Origin of the sequence: Streptomyces sp. NPDC050997 (genome assembly GCF_040660135.1) — a bacterium.
GTDB lineage: Bacteria > Actinomycetota > Actinomycetes > Streptomycetales > Streptomycetaceae > Streptomyces.
In genome coordinates, this window is record NZ_JBFAGK010000022.1 from 108012 (window position 1) to 126783 (window position 18772).

At 70.3% G+C, this 18772-nt stretch carries 17 protein-coding genes; 11 read left to right on the top strand and 6 right to left on the bottom strand.

The window, feature by feature from the left end; translation table 11 throughout:
• The first annotated feature begins 79 nt into the window (after nucleotides 1-79).
• The 7 genes from AB0H86_RS35975 to AB0H86_RS36005 all read left to right on the top strand — a co-directional run bounded on the left by AB0H86_RS35975 (nucleotide 80) and on the right by AB0H86_RS36005 (nucleotide 5766).
• Entirely contained in the window at nucleotides 80-1147 is a 1068-nt protein-coding gene (locus AB0H86_RS35975) for an aromatic ring-hydroxylating dioxygenase subunit alpha (RefSeq protein WP_362448810.1), read from the top strand.
• Nucleotides 1144-1314 (top strand): hypothetical protein, encoded by a 171-nt coding sequence (locus tag AB0H86_RS35980; protein WP_362448813.1) that lies wholly within the window; start codon nucleotides 1144-1146, stop codon nucleotides 1312-1314. The genes AB0H86_RS35975 and AB0H86_RS35980 overlap by 4 nt, the downstream gene beginning before the upstream one ends.
• Nucleotides 1311-2246: a PDR/VanB family oxidoreductase gene (locus tag AB0H86_RS35985; protein ID WP_362448815.1), complete on the top strand. Its 936-nt coding sequence runs from the start codon at nucleotides 1311-1313 to the stop codon at nucleotides 2244-2246. The genes AB0H86_RS35980 and AB0H86_RS35985 overlap by 4 nt, the downstream gene beginning before the upstream one ends.
• A 166-nt stretch (nucleotides 2247-2412) precedes the next feature.
• Nucleotides 2413-3384 carry an ABC transporter substrate-binding protein gene (locus AB0H86_RS35990; protein WP_362448818.1) on the top strand — a complete coding sequence of 324 codons (972 nt, stop codon included), beginning with the start codon at nucleotides 2413-2415 and terminating at the stop codon, nucleotides 3382-3384.
• On the top strand, nucleotides 3381-4154 hold the full coding sequence (locus tag AB0H86_RS35995) for an ABC transporter permease (RefSeq protein WP_362448820.1): 774 nt from the start codon (nucleotides 3381-3383) through the stop codon (nucleotides 4152-4154). Before AB0H86_RS35990 ends, AB0H86_RS35995 begins: the two co-directional genes overlap by 4 nt.
• On the top strand, nucleotides 4151-4930 hold the full coding sequence (locus tag AB0H86_RS36000; RefSeq protein ID WP_362448822.1) for an ABC transporter permease: 780 nt from the start codon (nucleotides 4151-4153) through the stop codon (nucleotides 4928-4930). Before AB0H86_RS35995 ends, AB0H86_RS36000 begins: the two co-directional genes overlap by 4 nt.
• 20 nt (nucleotides 4931-4950) lie before the next feature.
• Complete coding sequence (locus tag AB0H86_RS36005) at nucleotides 4951-5766, top strand: ABC transporter ATP-binding protein (protein WP_362448824.1); 816 nt, start codon at nucleotides 4951-4953, stop codon at nucleotides 5764-5766.
• Nucleotides 5767-5966: 200 nt separating this feature from the next.
• Here AB0H86_RS36005 and AB0H86_RS36010 read toward each other — a convergent pair whose 3' ends face one another.
• The gene (locus AB0H86_RS36010) at nucleotides 5967-6638 is read right to left on the bottom strand and encodes a hypothetical protein (protein ID WP_362448826.1); all 672 of its coding nucleotides are present in this window, start codon (nucleotides 6636-6638) and stop codon (nucleotides 5967-5969) included.
• A gap of 224 nt (nucleotides 6639-6862) precedes the next feature.
• Between AB0H86_RS36010 and AB0H86_RS36015 the strand changes: the two genes are divergently transcribed.
• Nucleotides 6863-7513, top strand: a complete 651-nt coding sequence (locus tag AB0H86_RS36015; RefSeq protein WP_362448828.1) for a helix-turn-helix transcriptional regulator — start codon at nucleotides 6863-6865, stop codon at nucleotides 7511-7513.
• Nucleotides 7514-7657: 144 nt separating this feature from the next.
• On the opposite strand, the gene AB0H86_RS36020 is transcribed toward AB0H86_RS36015, so the two are convergent.
• Nucleotides 7658-8695 (bottom strand): alpha/beta hydrolase, encoded by a 1038-nt coding sequence (locus AB0H86_RS36020; RefSeq protein ID WP_362448830.1) that lies wholly within the window; start codon nucleotides 8693-8695, stop codon nucleotides 7658-7660.
• A 219-nt stretch (nucleotides 8696-8914) separates the two neighbouring features.
• Between AB0H86_RS36020 and AB0H86_RS36025 the strand changes: the two genes are divergently transcribed.
• Nucleotides 8915-9154, top strand: coding sequence for a hypothetical protein (locus AB0H86_RS36025; RefSeq protein WP_362448832.1), 240 nt, complete (start codon nucleotides 8915-8917; stop codon nucleotides 9152-9154).
• Nucleotides 9155-9230: 76 nt separating this feature from the next.
• On the opposite strand, the gene AB0H86_RS36030 is transcribed toward AB0H86_RS36025, so the two are convergent.
• Together AB0H86_RS36030 and AB0H86_RS36035 are read right to left on the bottom strand one after the other, a co-directional pair.
• A complete protein-coding gene (locus AB0H86_RS36030) occupies nucleotides 9231-9911 on the bottom strand; it encodes a 4'-phosphopantetheinyl transferase superfamily protein (RefSeq protein WP_362448834.1) in 681 nt (226 codons plus the stop codon).
• Nucleotides 9908-10768 carry a metallophosphoesterase gene (locus tag AB0H86_RS36035; protein WP_362448836.1) on the bottom strand — a complete coding sequence of 287 codons (861 nt, stop codon included), beginning with the start codon at nucleotides 10766-10768 and terminating at the stop codon, nucleotides 9908-9910. Before AB0H86_RS36035 ends, AB0H86_RS36030 begins: the two co-directional genes overlap by 4 nt.
• A gap of 471 nt (nucleotides 10769-11239) precedes the next feature.
• Here AB0H86_RS36035 and AB0H86_RS36040 point away from each other — a divergent pair, with 471 nt between their 5' ends.
• Both AB0H86_RS36040 and AB0H86_RS36045 read left to right on the top strand, forming a co-directional pair.
• Nucleotides 11240-12379: an ATP-grasp domain-containing protein gene (locus tag AB0H86_RS36040; RefSeq protein ID WP_362448838.1), complete on the top strand. Its 1140-nt coding sequence runs from the start codon at nucleotides 11240-11242 to the stop codon at nucleotides 12377-12379.
• A 186-nt stretch (nucleotides 12380-12565) separates the two neighbouring features.
• Nucleotides 12566-14239, top strand: coding sequence for a carbohydrate binding domain-containing protein (locus tag AB0H86_RS36045; RefSeq protein ID WP_362448840.1), 1674 nt, complete (start codon nucleotides 12566-12568; stop codon nucleotides 14237-14239).
• A gap of 75 nt (nucleotides 14240-14314) precedes the next feature.
• On the opposite strand, the gene AB0H86_RS36050 is transcribed toward AB0H86_RS36045, so the two are convergent.
• Complete coding sequence (locus AB0H86_RS36050; protein WP_362448842.1) at nucleotides 14315-15565, bottom strand: alpha-L-fucosidase; 1251 nt, start codon at nucleotides 15563-15565, stop codon at nucleotides 14315-14317.
• Between the two features lie 120 nt (nucleotides 15566-15685).
• Nucleotides 15686-18742 (bottom strand): glycoside hydrolase family 38 C-terminal domain-containing protein, encoded by a 3057-nt coding sequence (locus AB0H86_RS36055; RefSeq protein WP_362448844.1) that lies wholly within the window; start codon nucleotides 18740-18742, stop codon nucleotides 15686-15688.
• Between the last annotated feature and the right edge of the window lie 30 nt (nucleotides 18743-18772).

The following is an 18772-nucleotide window of genomic DNA, read 5'->3' on the forward strand; positions in this document are numbered from 1 at the left end:
GCAACCACCGACGTCACGACCCTGAGTGCAACCACGGCACGCGGGGCGAGGGCGCCCCGCCGACAGGGACGGGACCGCCATGCCGCACACGACCGCCTTCGCCAGGAACCAGTGGTACGTAGCCGCCTACAGTCACGAGATCGGGCGCGAGGAGTTGCTCGGTCGGACGATTCTGGGTGAGCCGCTGGTGTTCTACCGGACCGAGGAGGACGGAACGCCCGTCGTCCTGCACGACCGTTGTGTGCACCGCCGCTACCCGTTGTCCGAGAGCCGGCTCGACGGCGACCGGATCGTGTGCGGCTATCACGGCTTCACGTACGACACGACCGGCGCGTGCGTGTACGTGCCGGGGCAGAAGCGGATCCCGCGCACCGCCCGGGTCACCTCCTACCCGGTCGTCGAGCAGGACTCCCTGGTGTGGGTGTGGATCGGCGACCCGACGCTCGCCGACCCGCAGAAGATTCCGCGGGCCTCTCACCTCGACTCCCCCGGCTGGACGACCGTCCGGGGCATGGAGCCCATCGACGCCGACTACGGGCTCCTCGTCGACAACCTCCTCGACCTGTCCCACGAGACCTATCTGCACGGTGGTTACATCGGCACCCCCGAGGTCGCGGAGACGCCGATCACCACCGAGGTGGACGAGGGCGCGGGGATCGTACGGGTGAGCCGGCACATGGACGACGCCGAGTGCCCGCCGTTCTACGCCCGTTCGACCGGGATCGAGGGCCGGATCACACGGTGGCAGGACATCGAGTACCACGCGCCCTGCCTGTATCTGCTGCACAGCCGGATCGCGCCGGTCGGTGTGCTGCCGGAGGCGGACGGCAGCGACCCGAACGGCTTCCACACCGAGATCACGTACGCCATCACGCCGTCCGCCGACGGCAAGGTGTACGACTTCTGGATGGTCTCGCGGGACTGGGCGACCGAGGACACCGAGGTCACCGAGTTCATACGAGGCAACAACCACACGGTGGTCATGCAGGACGTCGACGCGCTCAACCTCCTTCAGCGGACGCTCGGTTCGGAACGCACCGGCTACCAGGAGCTGAGCATCAACATCGACACCGGTGGCCTGGCCGCCCGCCGTATACTCGCCCGGCTGGTCGAGGAGGGCGACAAGCCCATGGAGAAGGTCCAGTGACGAGCCCTACGGGTGAGGTCTACCGCATCGACTGGCTGCCGGGCACCGACGTCCTGCAGGGCACCTGCCACTGCGGGGCCGAGCACACCGCCCAGGACCCGGTCGAGATGTGGGAGTGGATGCTCGGCCACCCGGAAGGCCACCAGCCGCGAGGAGACGACTCATGAGCGTGTACGAAGCCGAACTCGTCGTCGAGAGCAGGGAGTTCGCCGCCGACGGCGTGCTCGCCCTGACCCTGCGGCACCCACTGGGCGAGGAACTTCCGGACTGGGAACCGGGCGCCCATGTCGACGTGGTCCTCGGGCCGGACCTGGAACGCCAGTACTCGTTGTGCGGCGATCCCGCGGACCGGACCGCCTGGCGGGTCGCGGTGCTGCGCGAGCCGGACGGGCGCGGTGGATCCTCGTATGTGCACGAGCAGTTGGGGCAGGGCGACAAGGTGCGGGTGCGCGGTCCGCGCAACCACTTCGCGCTGCGGCCCGCCCCGCGCTACCGCTTCGTCGCGGGCGGCATCGGCATCACCCCCATCCTGCCGATGCTGGCCGCGGCCGAGGCGGCGGGCGCCGAGTGGAGCCTGCTCTACGGCGGGCGCACGCGCCGGTCCATGGCGTTCACCGAGGAGTTGGGCCGGTACGGCGACCGCGTCACGATCGCCCCTCAGGACGAGTCGGGACTGCTGGACCTCGCGTCGGTGCTCGCCGACGTGTCCGAGGGAACCCTCGTCTACTGCTGTGGCCCCGAGGCGCTGTTGGACGCGGTGGAGGAGCGGTGCCCGGCCGGGTCGCTGCACGTCGAGCGTTTCCAGCCGAAGGCCCAAGTGCTGGTCCAGAACACCGAGTTCGAGGTCGAGCTGGCCCGCAGCGGCCGTACCCTCAGCGTCCCCGCGGACGTGTCGGTACTGGACGCCGTACGCCTGGCCGGTGTCGAGGTGCTGTTCTCCTGCACCGAGGGGACCTGCGGAACCTGCGAGACGGACGTCCTCGAAGGCACCCCGGACCACCGGGACTCGGTGCTCAGCGACGAGGAACGGGAGGCCGGCGAGACCATGCTCATCTGTGTGTCCCGGTGCCGGGGGAAGCGGCTCGTGCTGGACCTGTGATCCGCAGGCCGGCCTTCACGCGGCCGGCCGACTGTCAACAACCCTGTCAGACATGGCCATTGACCGTGCCGGACGGCCCGCTCTACGTTCCCTGCACGCCCTGAGAGCACTACTGTGCGGTGTGCGCACAACCTGTCGGAACACCGTTGTCTGTACAGGAGGAGCCATGCGTCGTCTGTTCGCCGGTCTCGCGGTGGGCACCTTCCTTCTCGCCACGGCGGCCTGTGGCTCGTCCGGCGACTCCGGTACGTCGGGCGAGGCCGCCTCGTCCGGCGGCATCACCACGGTCAAGCTGGGACTCATCCCCATCGTGGATGTGGCACCCGTCTATCTCGGCCAGAAGAAGGGCTTCTACGAGAAACACGGCCTGAAGCTGGCCATCTCGACCGCACAGGGCGGCGCGGCGATCGTCCCCGGCGTCGTCAGCGGCCAGTTCCAGTTCGGCGTGAGCAACGTGACGTCCCTGATGGTCGCGCAGACCAACAACGTGCCCGTCAAAGCGGTCACCAACGCCAGCGCCTCAACAGGCGTACGGGGCAAGGACTTCAACGCCCTCATGGTGAAGAAGGGCAGCACCATCAAGTCGCCGAAGGAGCTTGAGGGCAAGAAGGTCGCCATCAACACCCTCAAGAACATCAACGAGACCGCGGTGCGCGCGGCGGTGCGCACGGCGGGCGGCGATCCCGACAAGGTGAAGTTCGTCGAGCTCGCCTTCGACCAGATGCCGGCGGCCCTCGACCAGGGGCAGGTCGACGCCGTGTGTGTGGTCGAACCGGCGGCGGCCACCGTCCGGAGCCAGGGCGGCGTGCAGATCGCCTCGCCCCTGATCGACATCGCCCCGGACCTCACGGTCGCCCTGTACTTCACCTCGCAGCAGTACCTGCAGAAGAACCCGGACGTGGTGAAGCGGTTCCAGGAGGCCACCGCGGAGTCCCTCGCCTACGCCGACGCGCATCCGGACGAGGTCCGCGCGATCGTCACGACGTACACGAAGATCCCGGCCGCGGTACTGGAGCGGGTGACGCTGCCGAAGTGGCCGGCCGAGGCCAACCGCCCCTCCATCGAGGCGCTGGCGAAGCTGGGCCAGGAGGACGGTCTCTTCAAGACGGCGCCGGACCTGGACAAGCTGCTGCCGTGAGGGGTGTGAACAGCGCACTCGGTGCGGCCGGACTCGCGGTCTTCCTCGCCCTGGGCGAGGCCGTGCCGCGGCTCGGCCTGGTCAAGGAGGCCTACTTCCCGCCCACCAGCCGTATCGCCGAGGCCCTCGGCGACGAAATCGCCGACGCCGCCTTCTGGACGGCGCTCGGCGACACGCTCACCGGCTGGGCGGTGGGCCTGGCGGTCGCGGCATGCGCGGGGATCGTCGTGGGGGTCGTCGTCTCGGTCGTGCCGTATCTGCGGGAGGCGACCGCCTCGACGATCGAGTTCCTGCGCCCGATCCCGTCGGTCGCGCTGATCCCGCTGGCGGTCCTGCTGTACGGGAACGAACTGCGCTCGGTGCTCCTGCTGGTGGTGTACGCCTCGTTCTGGCAGGTGCTGATCCAGACCATGTACGGCGTCCAGGACGTCGACCCGGTCGCCGACGAGACGGCACGGTCGTACGGCCTGGGCACCTGGGCGCGGATCCGGTACGTGCTCTGGCCGACGGCGCTTCCCTACGTCATGACGGGCCTCAGGCTGGCGGCGGCCGTCGCCCTGATCCTGACCATCACCGCCGAACTCGTCATCGGTTCCCCGGGGTTGGGTGCCCGGATCGCGATCGCGCAGAACTCCCAGGCGGTGCCCGACATGTACGCGTTGATCGTGGTGACCGGACTGCTGGGTCTGTTGATCAACGTGGGCGCTCGGTCCGTGGAACGGCGGGCCCTGGCCTGGCACCAGTCGGTGCGCGGGGAGGTGGCAGTGTGAGGCGGTTCCTGCTGCGCCTGGCGTTCACGGTCGCGCTGCCCGCCGTCCTGCTCGCCGTGTGGTGGGCGGCGTCCGACAGCAACACCGACGTGTACTGGCCGCCGCTGCGCACGATCCTGAAGACCTTCCCGGACGTCTGGACGGCCGAGCGACTGCGCACGGACGCACTGCCCAGCGTGCTCAGACTGGCGGGGGGTTACGCGACGGCGGCCGTGGCCGGCGTCACCCTCGGCACGGTCATCGGCTCCTACCGGCGGGTGCGGGCGGTGTGCGAACCGGTCCTTGAGTTCCTGCGGGCGGTGCCGCCGCCCGTGCTGATCCCGGTCATCATGCTGTTCGCGGGCATCGGCGACACCATGAAGGTCGTCGTGATCGCGAGCGGCTGTGTGTGGCCGGTCCTGCTCAACACCGTCGAGGGCGTACGGGCGGTGGACTCCGTGATGGCGGAGACGGCCCGCTCGTACGGCATCACGGGCGCGGCGCGCCTCAGGCACGTGGTGCTGCGCTCGGCGAGCCCGCAGATCTTCGCGGGTCTGCGCCAGGCGCTGTCCATCGGGATCATCCTCATGGTCATCAGCGAGATGTTCGCGGCCAGCAGCGGGCTCGGCTTCACCGTCGTCCAGTTCCAGCGCGGTTTCGCGATCCCCGACATGTGGACCGGGATCCTGGTGCTGGGTCTGCTGGGCTTTGTTCTGTCGGTGCTGTTCCAGCTGGTCGAGCGGCGGGCGCTGGGCTGGTACCACGGTCTGCGCGACTCCACCCGGCGGTCCCGGTGACGTCTGCGAAAGGGCAGGGCATGCTCGACGTACGCGGCCTGAAGAAGGTCTACGAGGGATCCGGGCGGCGGGTGGAGGCGGTGCGCGATCTCACCTTCACCGTCGAAGCGGGCGAACTCGTCTGTCTCGTGGGCCCGTCGGGCTGCGGCAAGACGACTCTGCTGAAGTGTATGGGCGGCCTGCTCGCGCCGACGGCGGGCCAGGTCCTCCTGGAAGGGCGCGAGGTGAACGGGCCGCCGCCCGGGATGGCCTTCGTGTTCCAGGAGTACGGCCGCAGCCTGTTCCCCTGGATGCGGGTCGGCCAGAACGTCGAACTCCCCCTGAAACAGAAGGACTTCAGCAAGGCGGACCGTCGGGAACTGGTGGCGGACGCACTGCACTCGGTGGGTCTCGCGGACGCCGCCGGAGCATATCCCTGGCAGCTTTCGGGCGGTATGCAGCAGCGGGTCGCCATCGCCCGAGCGCTGGCGTACCAGCCCCGGGTGCTGCTGATGGACGAGCCGTTCGCGGCGGTGGACGCCCAGACCCGCGCCGATCTGGAGGATCTGGTACGGCGGTTGTGGCGGGAGCGCGGCATCACGATCCTGTTCGTCACCCACGACATCGACGAGGCCGTCTATTTGGGCGAGCGGGTGGTCGTGCTGTCCGCCTCGCCCACGGTCGTACGGGAACAGCTCAAGGTCGATCTGCCGGACGAGCGCGACCAGTTGCACACCCGGGTGGCCCCACGCTTCGCCGAGCTGCGGACCCATGTGTACGAGCAGATCCAGGCGGCCAAGCGCGGGGCGCCGGTGGCTGCGGAGACCGCCGGGAAGGACACGTCTCCACCTCACTGAGCCGTACGAGTGGATTACCAGGCCGCCCACCGACCGCGTACATGGCCGAGGTGACGAGTCGTCACGCGGCATCGGCGTCCGGATCGAGGACGACGTGCTGGTGACGGCGGACGGGCACGAGAACCTGCCGGCCGCAGGCCGATGGGCCCGGGGATGAGCTGACGAGGCGCCGTCGGCGACCTGAACGCCGGCGGTGCCTGTCAGATCTCGGGGGCGGGCACCACGCTGAGGTGGCCCGCCGCACGGCGCGGACGCACCGTCCGTCGCGTCGCGGGTCCCGAACGGCGCGCGGGGCGCAGCACCAGCGTCAGCCGGGTGTAGCCCATTTCTCTCAACGCCCTCGGGGTCTCGTCGACGATCCGGCAGTCGGTGGCGCCCCAGCGCGGATCGGGGTGGACCAGCGGGCGGACCGCCCCGTCGTGCTCGACGGCCTGCTCGCCGACCTCGCGGATCCAGTGCGGCAGCCCGTGCCGGTAGGCGGCGTCCATGATCGGATCCTGGGCGATCTCGCGCTGGATGGACTGCAGGGCGTGGTCCTGGCCGTGCCGCTCCACGGCGGCGGCGAAGTGCGCCAGCATCGGCAGGCACCAGCGCGACTCGTGCTCGGCGAGGACGGTGCTCGCGTCGGGGTGGAAGAGGACGAATCTGAGGAAGTTGTCGCCCGGCATGGCCGTCGGGTGGGGACCCACACCACGGAAAAGTGACGCGAAAGCGGTGTTGGCGAGTACGACGTCCCAGCGGTGATCGAGGACGACGGACGGGAACGTGACGGCTTCCAGGAGGGTGGCGTAGTCCTGGAGATATGTCTGGGCCTCAAGGCCTTCGGGGACAGACCGCGGTACGGACCGCTGCCCACCTGCCTGATATGCCATCGGGAGGTCACCCCTCTTGCCTATGCGGCCTTCACGCGGCGCTCTTGATCCTGCTGCCCCGACGCGAGCGGTGTCAACTATCGTGGCATTTCGTGCCTGTTGAAGGCTGAAATTGGCCACAGTTGTGGCGAGACCTGGATGTAAGTTCGAACAACCCGCTACTCTCCGGGGAGTTCACGGCTTCCGCTTGTGAGAAGCCAGTGGGAGACCTAGGAGATCTGTCGGTGTCGGTCGGCTTCGAGGGTCCCGGCGATGTGGCGTCGGCTGTGCTGTCGGCCGTCGTCGGCCGAGTCACCGCACTGGCCGACCGGCTCGGCGTAGCGCATGCGGAGGTCTTCGACACCGCCGCGCTGTCCGTCGCCTCCGGTGTTCCGGAGCCCGTGGTCAAGGCCCTGCTGAGCGGTCGGCCCGCCGGTGAGCCCGATGTGCAGGCCCGGTTCCTGCAACGCCTGGACCTGCTGCGGCGCACCCGGCTCAAGCCCAACGGGCGCAAGTACACCCAGCAGGAGATCGCCGACGGCGCGGGAATGTCCCGGCAGCAGGCCGGCGCGCTCATCAACGGCGACCGGCGCCCCACGATGGAGCACTGCGACGCCATTCAGCGTTTCTTCCGGGTGCACGCGGGTTTCCTGACGGCCGAGGACCCCGAGGCGCTCGCGGGGGCCCTCCAGCGCTCCGAGCAGGAGCTCCTGCAGAAGCTCGCCGAACGGGAGGCGGCCGCGGCGCTCGACGACCCGTTGGAGCGGCTGCTGCAGGACCACGGCGTTCGCCAGATCGCCTGGCGCGCCGCTCAGCTGCCCACCGACCAGCACCGCGACAAGGTCGCGGAGTGGCTGGACATGCTCCTGGAGAGCGTCAAGCGGCCCGAGTCCTGATCCGGGGGAGAACCATCGGCAACGGCAGGGAGAGGCGCCGCCTGTGCGGCGAGTTGGTGGCGGAGCTGCCCCTTCCCGGTCCTGAAGGTCGCCGCCCGCAGCCGCTTCGACCTGGACGGGCCCTGAGCCGACCGGCGATGCGGGTCAGGTCGCGCTGCGTTCGCTCACCTCCCGCAGATCGCGTTCCCTCACGCGATCGCGGGCGTCGTCCGGGCGGCCCGGGGTGATGGGGCCCTCGCACAGGAGGTCGCGCCAGTGCTCGAGGCTCCAGTCGGCGGGATCCGTACCGGTGGTGAACTCCTCGACGAGGGCGACGAAACGGGCCGGGTCGCTGTGGAACGGGAAGTGGCCCGCGCCCTCGAAGATCTCCAGTCGGCTGCCCGGCATCGCCTTGTGCGCCCTGAACGCGTGCCGCACCGGCACCACGCTGTCCCGGTCGCCCCAGAGCAGCATGGTCGGCATGCCCTCGGTGAGATAGGCGCGGTCCAGCATGGTCACGACCTGTCCACGCCAGTCGACGACCGCGCGCAGGGTGCGGATGAAGGCGTTGCGGGAGGTCTCGTCGGGCAGCGCGTCCACCAGGGTGAGCAACTCCTGCGCGTCCTGGCCGAGATCGGTGTCGAGAAGCTTCATCAGCCGGGCGGCCAGGCCGACCTGGAGCCGCATACCGGGCAGCCGCAGCGCGGACAGCATCAGATGGGCGCCGGGCAGGGAGACCAGCCGCAGGACGGGGTTGACCTCGCGGCCCACTCCACCCGCGCTGACCAGGATGAGTCGTTCCGTGAGCTCGGGGAACTGGTAGGCGAACTGCATGGCGACTCCCCCGCCCAGCGAGTGCCCGACGAGGGTCGCGGACTCGATGCCGAGGGCGGTGAGCAGGTCGCGCACTCCGTTGGCGTAGGCGGCCACCGAGTAGTCGGCGCGCGGTTTGTCGGAGGCGCCGTGGCCGAGGAGGTCGGGGGCGATGACGGTGTGGGTGCGGGCGAGGTCGGGGATCAGTTCGGTCCAGGTCGCGGAGGAGTCCCCGATGCCGTGGATGAGCACCAGTGCCGGGCCGTCGCCGGCCATCAGGTAGGCGCGCCGGTAGCCGTGCACGACGCGGTACCGGAGCTGGAGTTCCGCGTCGCCCACGGGGCGCAGCCGTACGGTGTACGCCGAGTGGAGTCGCGGGGCGTCGGTCACGGACTCGCCTCCTGTTCCGTCGGTCGTCGGGGAGCGCCCGAAAGCCCTTCACTCCAGCGTAGAGGGGCATTCCCGCCAGGGATTTCGGAGAGGTTTCGCCTCCGCTAAGCGGGCGAACCGGTGTGCGGCGGGGCCGGATTGTCAGTGGCGGGCGGCAAGCTGGATGTGCGCCGCCGTGTGCGGCGTGACCCAAGCAGTCGACCTGGGGAGAGCCGCCCGATGCACACCGCCGTACTGACCGACCACGAGCGCACCGCCGTCCAGGCCTATCTTCGGCTGCTGCACACGGTGCGGGCCGCGTTCGACGTGGCGCCCGGCGGGTCTGGCGCGGGCCGACCACCCGTCGTTCCGCCCGCCGTGCTCGCCGAGGCGGAACAGGCCTTGGCTCAGGCGGGGCTGACGGGCAACGAGGAGGCGTTCTTCCGGCTGCTGCACACCTGGTGCCCACCGGAGCCGTAGGTGCCGCGGGGCGGCAGGCGCGACGACGTCGGTCGTGCCGTACGTCAGTCGTGAGCCACGGCTGTCGTGCCGTACGTCAGTCGTGCGGCACGGTGACGGCCGTCGCCACCAACCCGCGTCCGAAGGCCCAGCGGCCCTCGAACCGCCCGATCCGTCGGTCGCCCACCAGCGGCCCGGGGACGAGGAGTTCGGCGCGGAAGGAGCCGTGCGGCCGCTCGCCGGGGTCGACGCCGATCTCGATGTCGGCCTCGGAGAAGTCGAGCCACTGCCGGGTGAGGGGGAACCACGCCTTGTAGACGGACTCCTTGGCGCTGAACAGGAGCCGGTCCCAGTGGGCCGCGGGGTGGTCATGGGTGAGCCGGAGCAGGCGCTCCCGTTCGGCGGGCAGCGCCACGGCGTCCAGGACACCGTCCGGGAGCGGTCCGTCGGGCTCGGCGTCGATGCCGAGGGAGGCCAGGTCGGTGGTGCGGACCAGGGCGGCGGCGCCGTATCCGTCGCAGTGGGTCATGCTGCCGGTCAGTCCGGCCGGCCACTGCGGGGCGCCGCGCTCCCCGGGCAGAATGGGCTGGGGCGGCACGCCGAGCTTCTCCATGGCCCGGCGGGCGCAGGAGCGCACGACGGCGAACTCGCGGCGCCGTTTGCGGACCGCCTGGGCCACGACGGCCTCTTCCTCGGGGTACAGCCCCGGGTTCTCGATCTCGTCGTGGCCGTACACCTCCACGGTCACCACCGAGCCGGGCATCAGTTCCTCGATCACAGCGCCCGGACCTCCCTCGGTGCGATGCGGCGCAGCCGCCCCGGTGGTTCGGCACGTTTGCGCCACTCGCGGGGGTAGCCCACCGACACCTCCTCGAAGCGGACGCCCTCGTGCCAGGTGGTGCGGGGGATGTGCAGATGGCCGTAGACCATGGTCTCGACGCGGAACCTGCGGTGCCAGTCGGCGGTGAGCCGGGTGCCGCACCACATGGCGAACTCGGGGTGCCACAGGACGTCCGTGGGGTGCCGGTCCAGCGGGTAGTGGTTGACGAGGACGGCGGGCAGGTGGTCGGGCAGCGCGGCGAGCCGGCGTTCGGTCTCGGCGACCCGGGCCCGGCACCAGGCCTCGCGGGTCGGGTAGGGATCGGGGTGCAGGAGGGCCTCGTCGGTGCAGACGATCCCGGTGCCGTGCGCGTACTCCAGCCCCTCGTCCTTGGTCGAGCAGCCGGCCGGCAGGAACGTGTAGTCGTAGAGCAGGAAGAGCGGGGCCACCGCGACCGGACCACCCGGGCCGTTCCAGATGGGGTAGGGGTCCTCGGGTGTCGTCACACCGAGTTCCCGGCAGACGTCGACGAGGTGGTCGTAGCGGGCGACTCCGCGCAGGGTGACGGTGTCCTTGGGGTGGGTCCACAGTTCGTGGTTGCCCGGGGCCCAGACGACCTTGCGGAAACGGCCCGCGAGCGTCTTCAGCGCCCAGCGGATGTCGGCCACGGTCTCCGCGACGTCGCCGGCCACCAGCAGCCAGTCGTCGTCGGTCTCCGGCCGCATCCGTTCGACCAGCGCGCGGTTCTCCTCGTAGCCGATGTGCAGGTCACTGATGGCCAGCAGCTGTCCGGCACCGCCGACCGTCGACGTCACCTCTCGCCTCCTCCGACTCCCGAATGTGACCACGAGAACACACCCGGGGGCCCGGGGACAAGGGCGGCTCGGCTCGCCCGGGCGACGGGTCCGGTCGGCCGTCCGGTGGCGCGCGGTCCGTGGTCCACCCGCGCGCCCGCGATCCTCATGTCCGACTACCGGATCACCGGACGGCCGGATGGCTGGATGGCTGGATGGCCGGATGACGACCGGATAACGACCTGTCTCGTGCCGACGGTGTTCCGTACGCCTCGCACCAGCGGTGTTGCCCGCCCGGATGCTCGGTGTCCACCTGATCGGATAATCCGTAACACGCACGTTGCACGCGCGACCCTTCGGACGCCGTATGATCGCCCCAACACCACCGCCACAATGTCCCTTCGCACGGGGGCGGTTTGGTGTACCTCCCAACACCCTTTGCCGGGCACGGCCTGCTTCGCTGTGCCCGCGAACCTTGAAAGGACGGCCTGCATGGTCTCTCGCGTACGCGTCTGGCTCAACCGCACGTACGCGGAGAACGTGTTCTTCATGGATCAGCTGCGGAGAAATCCGAGCGATCGTGCCGTCGAGATCCATGCGACACACGGCGACGCCGACTCCCCCGTCCTGGCCGCCGCCGACACCGCCGACCTGGAGCCGGAGGGCCTGTCCCCGGCCGGGTACGTGGAGTACGCGCTGGACCAGTGCATGCGACGCGGCATCGACGTGTTCGTGCCCCGGCTGCACCAGGCAGCGATCGTGGCGCACCGCGCCGACTTCGAGGCGGCCGGGACGGCGCTGCTCGCGCCACCGCCGGAGGCCGTGGCCGTCTTCCACGACAAGGTGATCGCCTACGAGGCCGTCCAGGCGATCGGGGTGCCGGTGCCACCGTGGTGGCGGGCCCGGTCGGCAGACGAACTGCTCGCGGCCGTCGAGGAGTTGGAGGCCGGCGGGCACAAGGCGTGCTTCAAGCCCGCGTCCGGCGCGGGCGGGGTGGGCTTCCGGGTCATCACCCGAACCCCCTTCTCGCTCACGCAACTCAACGGCTTCCCTAGCCCGTACGTCCCGCTCGATCTGGTGCTGGAAGCGCTGAAGCAGGCCGACGAACCGGTGGACTGGCTGGTCATGCCGCGTCTGGAGCAGCCGGAGGTGTCGGTCGACTGCCTCACCGGACCCGACAACCGGATCCGGCTGGCCATCGGCCGCACCAAGAACGGCCGCCGTCGTGGGTTCACGCTCGCCGAGCAGTGGCTGGAGCCGGCGCGACAGATCGCCGAGGGCTTCGGGCTGCACTACCTGTCCAACATCCAGTTCCGGATGTTCGGCGACACGCCGGTCCTGATGGACGTCAACACACGCCCGGCGGGCGGGCTGCACCAGCTGTCCCTCTGCGGGGTCAACGCCCCTTGGGCCGCCGTCCAGTTGGCGCTCGGCGAGGATCCGGGGGAGATGGCTCCGCCGTTCCTGGGGCAGGACTACTCGGTGGTGTCGGGGCCGCGGCCGTTGCGGGCGGTGTCGATTCCGCAGCAGTCGTTGCCTCCGGCGATGGAGCGGGCGCCGATCGAGCCGGCTCAGGTCGACTCGCCGGTCAGGACCGAGACGGCGAGCGCGGCGAGCGCCCTGCCCCTTTAGGCCGCCTTCGGCTCCGCTTCAGGACGCCTTCGGCTCCGCCCGCGGCCTTCACGCTCCCCGCGGTTACAGGTATGGACCAATCCTGTCCTCGACCCTTGACAGGGCGATTGGTCCATACCAACTTGGTTGCGCATCGTTCAGCACATCTCTGCACTCCCGAACACCCCCATTCTTCAGGGAGATCGCGTGCGCAACCCACTCAGACGTCCCGGACGTCGCCTCCTCGCTCTTCTCGGGACCGCGGCCCTCGCCCTCGCGGGGGCCGTCGCGTTGCCCGGTACGGCCCATGCGGCCAACGTCCTGCCCAACCCCGGCTTCGAGTCGGGCCTCTCCCCCTGGTCCTGCGGCGGCGGCCTCGGCTCGGTCGTCTCCTCCCCCGTGCACGGCGGCACCAAGGCCCTCGCGGGCGCGGTGAGTTCGAGTGACATCGCCAAGTGCGGGCAGACCGTCGCCGTCCGCCCCAACACGGCGTACACGCTCAGCGGCTGGGTACGCGGCTCCTACGTCTACCTCGGGGTGGACGGCGGCGCCTCGACATGGACGTCGTCACCGTCGGCGTACAGCCAACTGAGCGTGTCCTTCACGACCGGCGCCTCCCAGACCAGCGCCACCGTCTACGTGCACGGCTGGTACGCGCAGGGCACCTACTACGCCGACGACATCTCACTCGACGGCCCCGGCGGCAGTACGGACACCCAGGCGCCGACGGTGCCCGGCGGACTGACCTCCACGGGCCGGACGTCGTCGAGCGTGTCCCTCAGCTGGAACGCCTCGACGGACAACGTCGGGGTCACGGCCTACGACATCTACAGCGGCTCGAACCAGGTGCTCAGCGTCTCCGGTACGTCCGCCACGGTCAGCGGACTCGCGCCCGCCACGGCGTACACCTTCACGGTGAAGGCGCGGGACGCCGCCGGGAACACGTCGGCGGCCTCCGGCCCGGTGAGCGTCACCACCGAGCAGGGCAGCGGCGGCACCGGCTTCAAGCAGGCCGCGCCGTATCTGTACCTCGGCTGGGGCGATCCGCCGAGCGCGACCTCGGTGATGAGCGCGACCGGGATCAAGTGGTACACCATGGCGTTCGTCCTCTCCTCCGGCGGCTGCAACCCCGCCTGGGACGGCAGCAGGCCGCTGACCGGAGGCAACGACCAGAGTGTCATCAACTCGATCCGCTCGGCCGGCGGTGACATCGTGCCGTCGATCGGCGGCTGGAGCGGCAACAAGCTCGGCCCGAACTGTTCGACGGCGGAGGCGCTCGCGGGTGCCTACCAGAAGGTGATCGACGCGTACGGGCTGAAGGCGATCGACGTCGACATCGAGAACACGGACGAATTCGAGAACGCGACCGTCCAGGACCGGATCCTGAACGCCCTGAAGATCGTCAAGACGAACAACCCGGGCCTGCGCACGATCCTGACCTTCGGCACCTCCACGACCGGCCCGACGTCCTGGGGCAACCGGCTGATCGAGCAGGCCAAGGCGCTGAACGCGAACATCGACGTCTTCACGATCATGCCGTTCGACTTCGGCGGCGGCGCCGACATGTACGGCAACACCGTGAACGCGACGGAGGGGCTCAAGGCGAAGCTGAAGTCCACCTTCGGCTGGGACGACGCCACCGCCTACGCGCACGTCGGGATCTCCGGCATGAACGGTCTGTCCGACCAGCAGGAACTCACCTCGACCGCGATCTGGACGCAGATCCGCGACTGGGCGAACGGCCACCACATCGCCCGGCTCGCCTTCTGGTCGGTCAACCGCGACCGCTCCTGCCCGGGCGGCGGCGTGACCAGCAACTGCTCCGGCATCAGCCAGAACGCCTGGCAGTTCACGTCCATCACGGCCGGCTTCACCGGCTGAGCGCGCGCGGCCCCTGCACCGTCGAGGTGCCGGGGCCGTGGCGGGTCAGCCTTTGCCGGGCCGGGTGTCCCCGGCTCAGAAGCGGCCCGCTCCCCGGTACAGCTCCAGCTCACCGTCCAGTTCGACCGCGAGCACCGTCGCGTGCGGGTCGAGGTCCGCCGCGGCGGGCGGGTCGATCCACAGCACGCCGACGGCCTCGTGCAGCCCGCCCACGACCCGGTGGGCGAGTTCGGTGCCGGTGCCGAGGACGGAGACCTTGCGGACCTTTGTCACGAGGCCGCGTACGCCGATCTCGGCGCGCGGGATGTCGTACAGGGTGAGGTAGAGGGTGCGGCGGTCGGCGGAGAGGGTGCTGGGCCCGTAGTGGTGCCCGGCCGGCAGCCCGCGGACCGTCCCGTACACAGCCTCGGAGTGCCTGCGGATCCACTCCCCGAGGCCTTCGAGACGCTCGACCTGCGGCTCGGGGATGGTGCCGTCCTCCCGCGGGCCGACGTCCAGCAGCAGGTTGCCGCCCCCGCCGATGGTCTCGGTGAAGTAGCGGATCAGCTGACTGAGCGACTTGTGGTTGTGGTCGTGGTGCTGGTAACCCCACGAGTCGTTGATCGTCAGGCACAACTCCCAGGGCCCGGCGGGCGGTTCGATGGGGGCGCCCTGTTCGGGAGTGGCGTAGTCGCCCTCGCTGAGCATGCGGGCGTTGAAGACGACGTCGGGCGAGTAGGAGCGGATGAGTGCGGCGAGTTCGGGGATGCGCCACTGCTCCTCGCTGCGGTCCCACTCGCCGTCGAACCACATCAGGTCGGGCCGGTAGCGGGAGGCGAGTTCGCGGATCTGGCCGTCGCGGTAGGCGATGAACCGCTCCCAGGCAGCCAGGTCCTCGTCCTCGGCCGCGACCTCGGAGTAGCGGTTGTCCTCCTGCTCCGGCGGGCGGCCCGGCTTGCGGGTGGAGGCGTAGTCGGGGTGGTTCCAGTCGGAGTGCGAGTAGTACAGACCGACCTTGAGGTCCTTCTCGCGCAGGGCGTCGGCGTAGCCGGTGAGGTAGTCGCGGCCCAGGTCGAGATCGCCGTACGCGGTGTCCCACAGGGCGACGCCGTCGTGGTGGCGGCTGGTGAGGACGGCGTACCGGGCACCGGCCCGGGCGAACAGGTCGGCCCAGGCTCTGGGGTCGTACCGGGCGCCGGTGAAGCGGTCGAGCTGGGACATGTACCGGTCGTGCGGGACGATGTCGTCGTAGAACGACCAGGATTCCTGGACGCCGTCGACGGCGTAGATCCCCCAGTGGACGAAGATCCCCAACTTGGCGTCGGTGAACCACTGCTGCATGGGCATGGCTGAACTCCTCGACAGGACAGGCCACTTGGGGGAACTGAGGGGGAAGTCGGGGCAACTCTAGGGGACTCGGGGGAAGGGGGCGGGCGCGGCGAGCGCGCCCGCCCCCGGGCGCCGGTGCTAGCGGCTGGTGGTGCCGCGCCGCAGACGGAGCGTCAGCACCTGGAACGGGCGCAGTGTCACCGCGACCGTGCCGTCGTCGGAGACGTCGGTGGTTTCCAGCGGGCGCTCCAGCAGGTCGGTGACCTGGGCGCCGGCCAGCGGGAACCCGGTGCGCAGCACGCCCTGGCCACGGCCGCCGCGGGACTCGTAGAGGCGGACCACCACGTCGCCGGACTCGTCGTCGGCGAGCTTGACCGCCTCGACGGTCACTCCCTCGCCGTCCACGGAGACGACCGGCTCGGGGGCGCCCGCCGCGTCCGCCACCCGCAGCGGCAGGTTCAGTGCGTAGCCCTCGGCGACCGCGTCGTCGATGCTAGCGCCGGGGAGCAGGGAGTACCGGAATCGGTGCGCCCCCTGGTCGGCCTCGGGGTCCGGGATGCGCGGGGCGCGCACCAGGCTGAGGGCGACCGTGGTGGTCGTGCCGCCGTCCTCGCGGACCGTGCGGGTGACGTCGTGGCCGTACGTCGAGTCGTTGATGACCGCGACGCCGTAGCCGGGCTCACCGATGTGCACCCAGCGGTGGCCGGAGACCTCGAAGCGGGCCGCCTCCCAGCTGGTGTTGGTGTGGGTGGGCCGCTGGACGTGGCCGAACTGGATCTCCGCGGAGGAGTGCGCCGCCCGGACGTCCACCGGGAAGCCGGCCTTGAGGATCTTCTCGGCCTCGTGCCAGTCGATCTCGGTGTCGAAGTCGATGCGGGGGCTGCCGGCGCGGAGGGTGATGGTCTGGGTGATCGTCGAGCCCTTGCCGAAGGAGCGCGTCACCCGGATCGCGCCGAGCAGGGGGTCCTCCTCGACGACGGCCACCGACTCCGCTTCCAACAGGTCCGTGTAGCGGTTCTTGTAGTGCTTGTCGATGTCCCAGGCGTCCCAGTAGTTCGGGAGGTCGGTGTGCAGGCGGAGCAGGTTGCCCTGGCCGGCGAGGACTTCGCGGTCGGACCGCAGATCGAGTACGGACGACAGCGTGCCGTCCGTCGCGACCTCGACCCGGACCAGGCCGTTGTCGAGGACCCGCCCCTCGGCCTTCACCGGCTGCGGGGGCTGGGCGTCGGTCAGCGGCGCGCTGCCGCTCGCGGGCACCTCCACGTACGCGGGTGCGCCATCGGCCGTACGGACCACGTCGGAGCGGTCGTAGGGGCTGGTGTTGAACACGCGGGGGCCTCCGGCGCCCAGCGCGGCGAGGGCCTCGGCGGTCAGCACCTCCAACTCCTCGGCCACCCGGGCGTATTCGGCCTCCGCCTCGCGGTGCACCCAGGCGATCGACGACCCGGGCAGGATGTCGTGGAACTGGTGCAGCAGGACCGTCTTCCACAGCCGGTCGAGCTTCTCGTACGGGTACGCGTAGCCCGGCGCGTTCAGCGCGGCCGTCGTCGCCCACAACTCGGCCTCGCGGAGCTTGTGTTCGCTGCGCCGGTTGCCCTGCTTGGTGCGGGCCTGGGAGGTGTAGGTGGCGCGGTGCAGCTCCAGGTAGAGCTCGCCGTTCCAGACCGGGGCGTCCGGGTACTCGTCCCGGGCGGCCTTGAAGAAGTCGTCGGGGTGTTCCACGACGACCTTGGGCGAGCCCTCCAGGTCCGCGAGCCTGCGCGCGCGTTCCATGATCTCGCGGGTGGGGCCGCCACCGCCGTCGCCCCAGCCGAAGGGCGCGAGAGAGCGGGTACCGCCGCCCTTCTCACGGTAGTTGCGGACCGCGCGGTCCATCTCCTCGCCGCTGAAGCGGGCGTTGTAGGTGTCGACGGGCGGGAAGTGGGTGAAGATGCGGGTGCCGTCGATGCCCTCCCACCAGAAGGTGTGGTGGGGGAACTTGTTGGTCTGGTTCCAGGAGATCTTCTGGGTGAGGAACCACTCGTTGCCGGCGAGCTTGGCGAGCTGCGGGTAGGCGGCGGTGTAGCCGAAGGAGTCGGGCAGCCAGACGCCCTTGGTCTCGACGCCGAAGTGCTCGATGAAGAACCGCTTGCCGTGGATGAGCTGGCGGGCCATGGCCTCGCCGCCGGGCAGGTTGCCGTCGGCCTCGACCCACTGGCCGCCGACGGGCGCCCACTGGCCCTTCTTGACCGAGTCCTGGATGCGGGCCCACACCTTGGGGTAGTTGTCGCGCACCCACTCGTACTGCTGGGCCTGGGAGCAGGCGAAGATGAAGTCGTCGTACTCGTCGGCCAGGGACGTCACGTTGGAGAAGGTGCGGGACGTCTTGCGCTTGGTCTCGCGGATCGGCCACAGCCAGGCGGAGTCGATGTGCGCGTGGCCGACACCGGAGACGGTGTGGGCGCTGGCGTGCGCGGGCCGGGCCAGGACGGGGGCGAGCACCTCGCGGACGGCGGCGGCGCTGCCGGAGACGTCGTCCAGGTCCAGGGTGTCCATGGCCCGGTCGAGGGCGTGCATGATCTCGTGGCGGCGCGGTTCGTGCTCGCCGAGGTGGACCATGAGTTCGCGCAGCACCTGGAGGTCCAGGTCGAGGTGCCAGACCTCCTCGTCCAGGACGGCGATGTCGGCGCGCTGGAAGGTGTACAGCGGCTTGTCGCCGGCGGTCAGGACGTCACCGAGGTGGGTGGTCTTCGAGAAGTCGTCGGCGAGGATGTCGGGGTTGGAGGCCGCCTCGACGAGATAGTCGATCGTCTCGCCGCCGGTCGCCGGGTTGGCGATCGGCACGTACTGGTTGAGCGGGTTGACCGCCTTGAGCGGTGTCCCGTCGGGCAGGTGGACCAGCGCCTCGGCCTGGTTGCCCGGCCAGTCGCCCACGAAGCCGAGGTCGATGACGGCCTCGACGCGCTTTCCGGCCCACTCGGCGGGCACCTGCCCGCGCATCTTGAACCAGGTCGTGCCCCACGGCGGGCCCCACGGGGTGTCCATCGCGAAGGGCTCGTAGGGCGCGGCGGCGGCCTCCTCGAAGGGGACCGGCTCGCCCGGCGCGTGCCAGGCCACGACCTCGAGGGGGACGGTGTCCGCGTAGATCGCGGCCTTGATGCGCTGGTTGTGGACGCGCTCGACGCGCTCCTCGATCCGGCGTCGTTCGTCGTGCATGAAGATCTCCAGAGAACCGGGAAGCCAGGG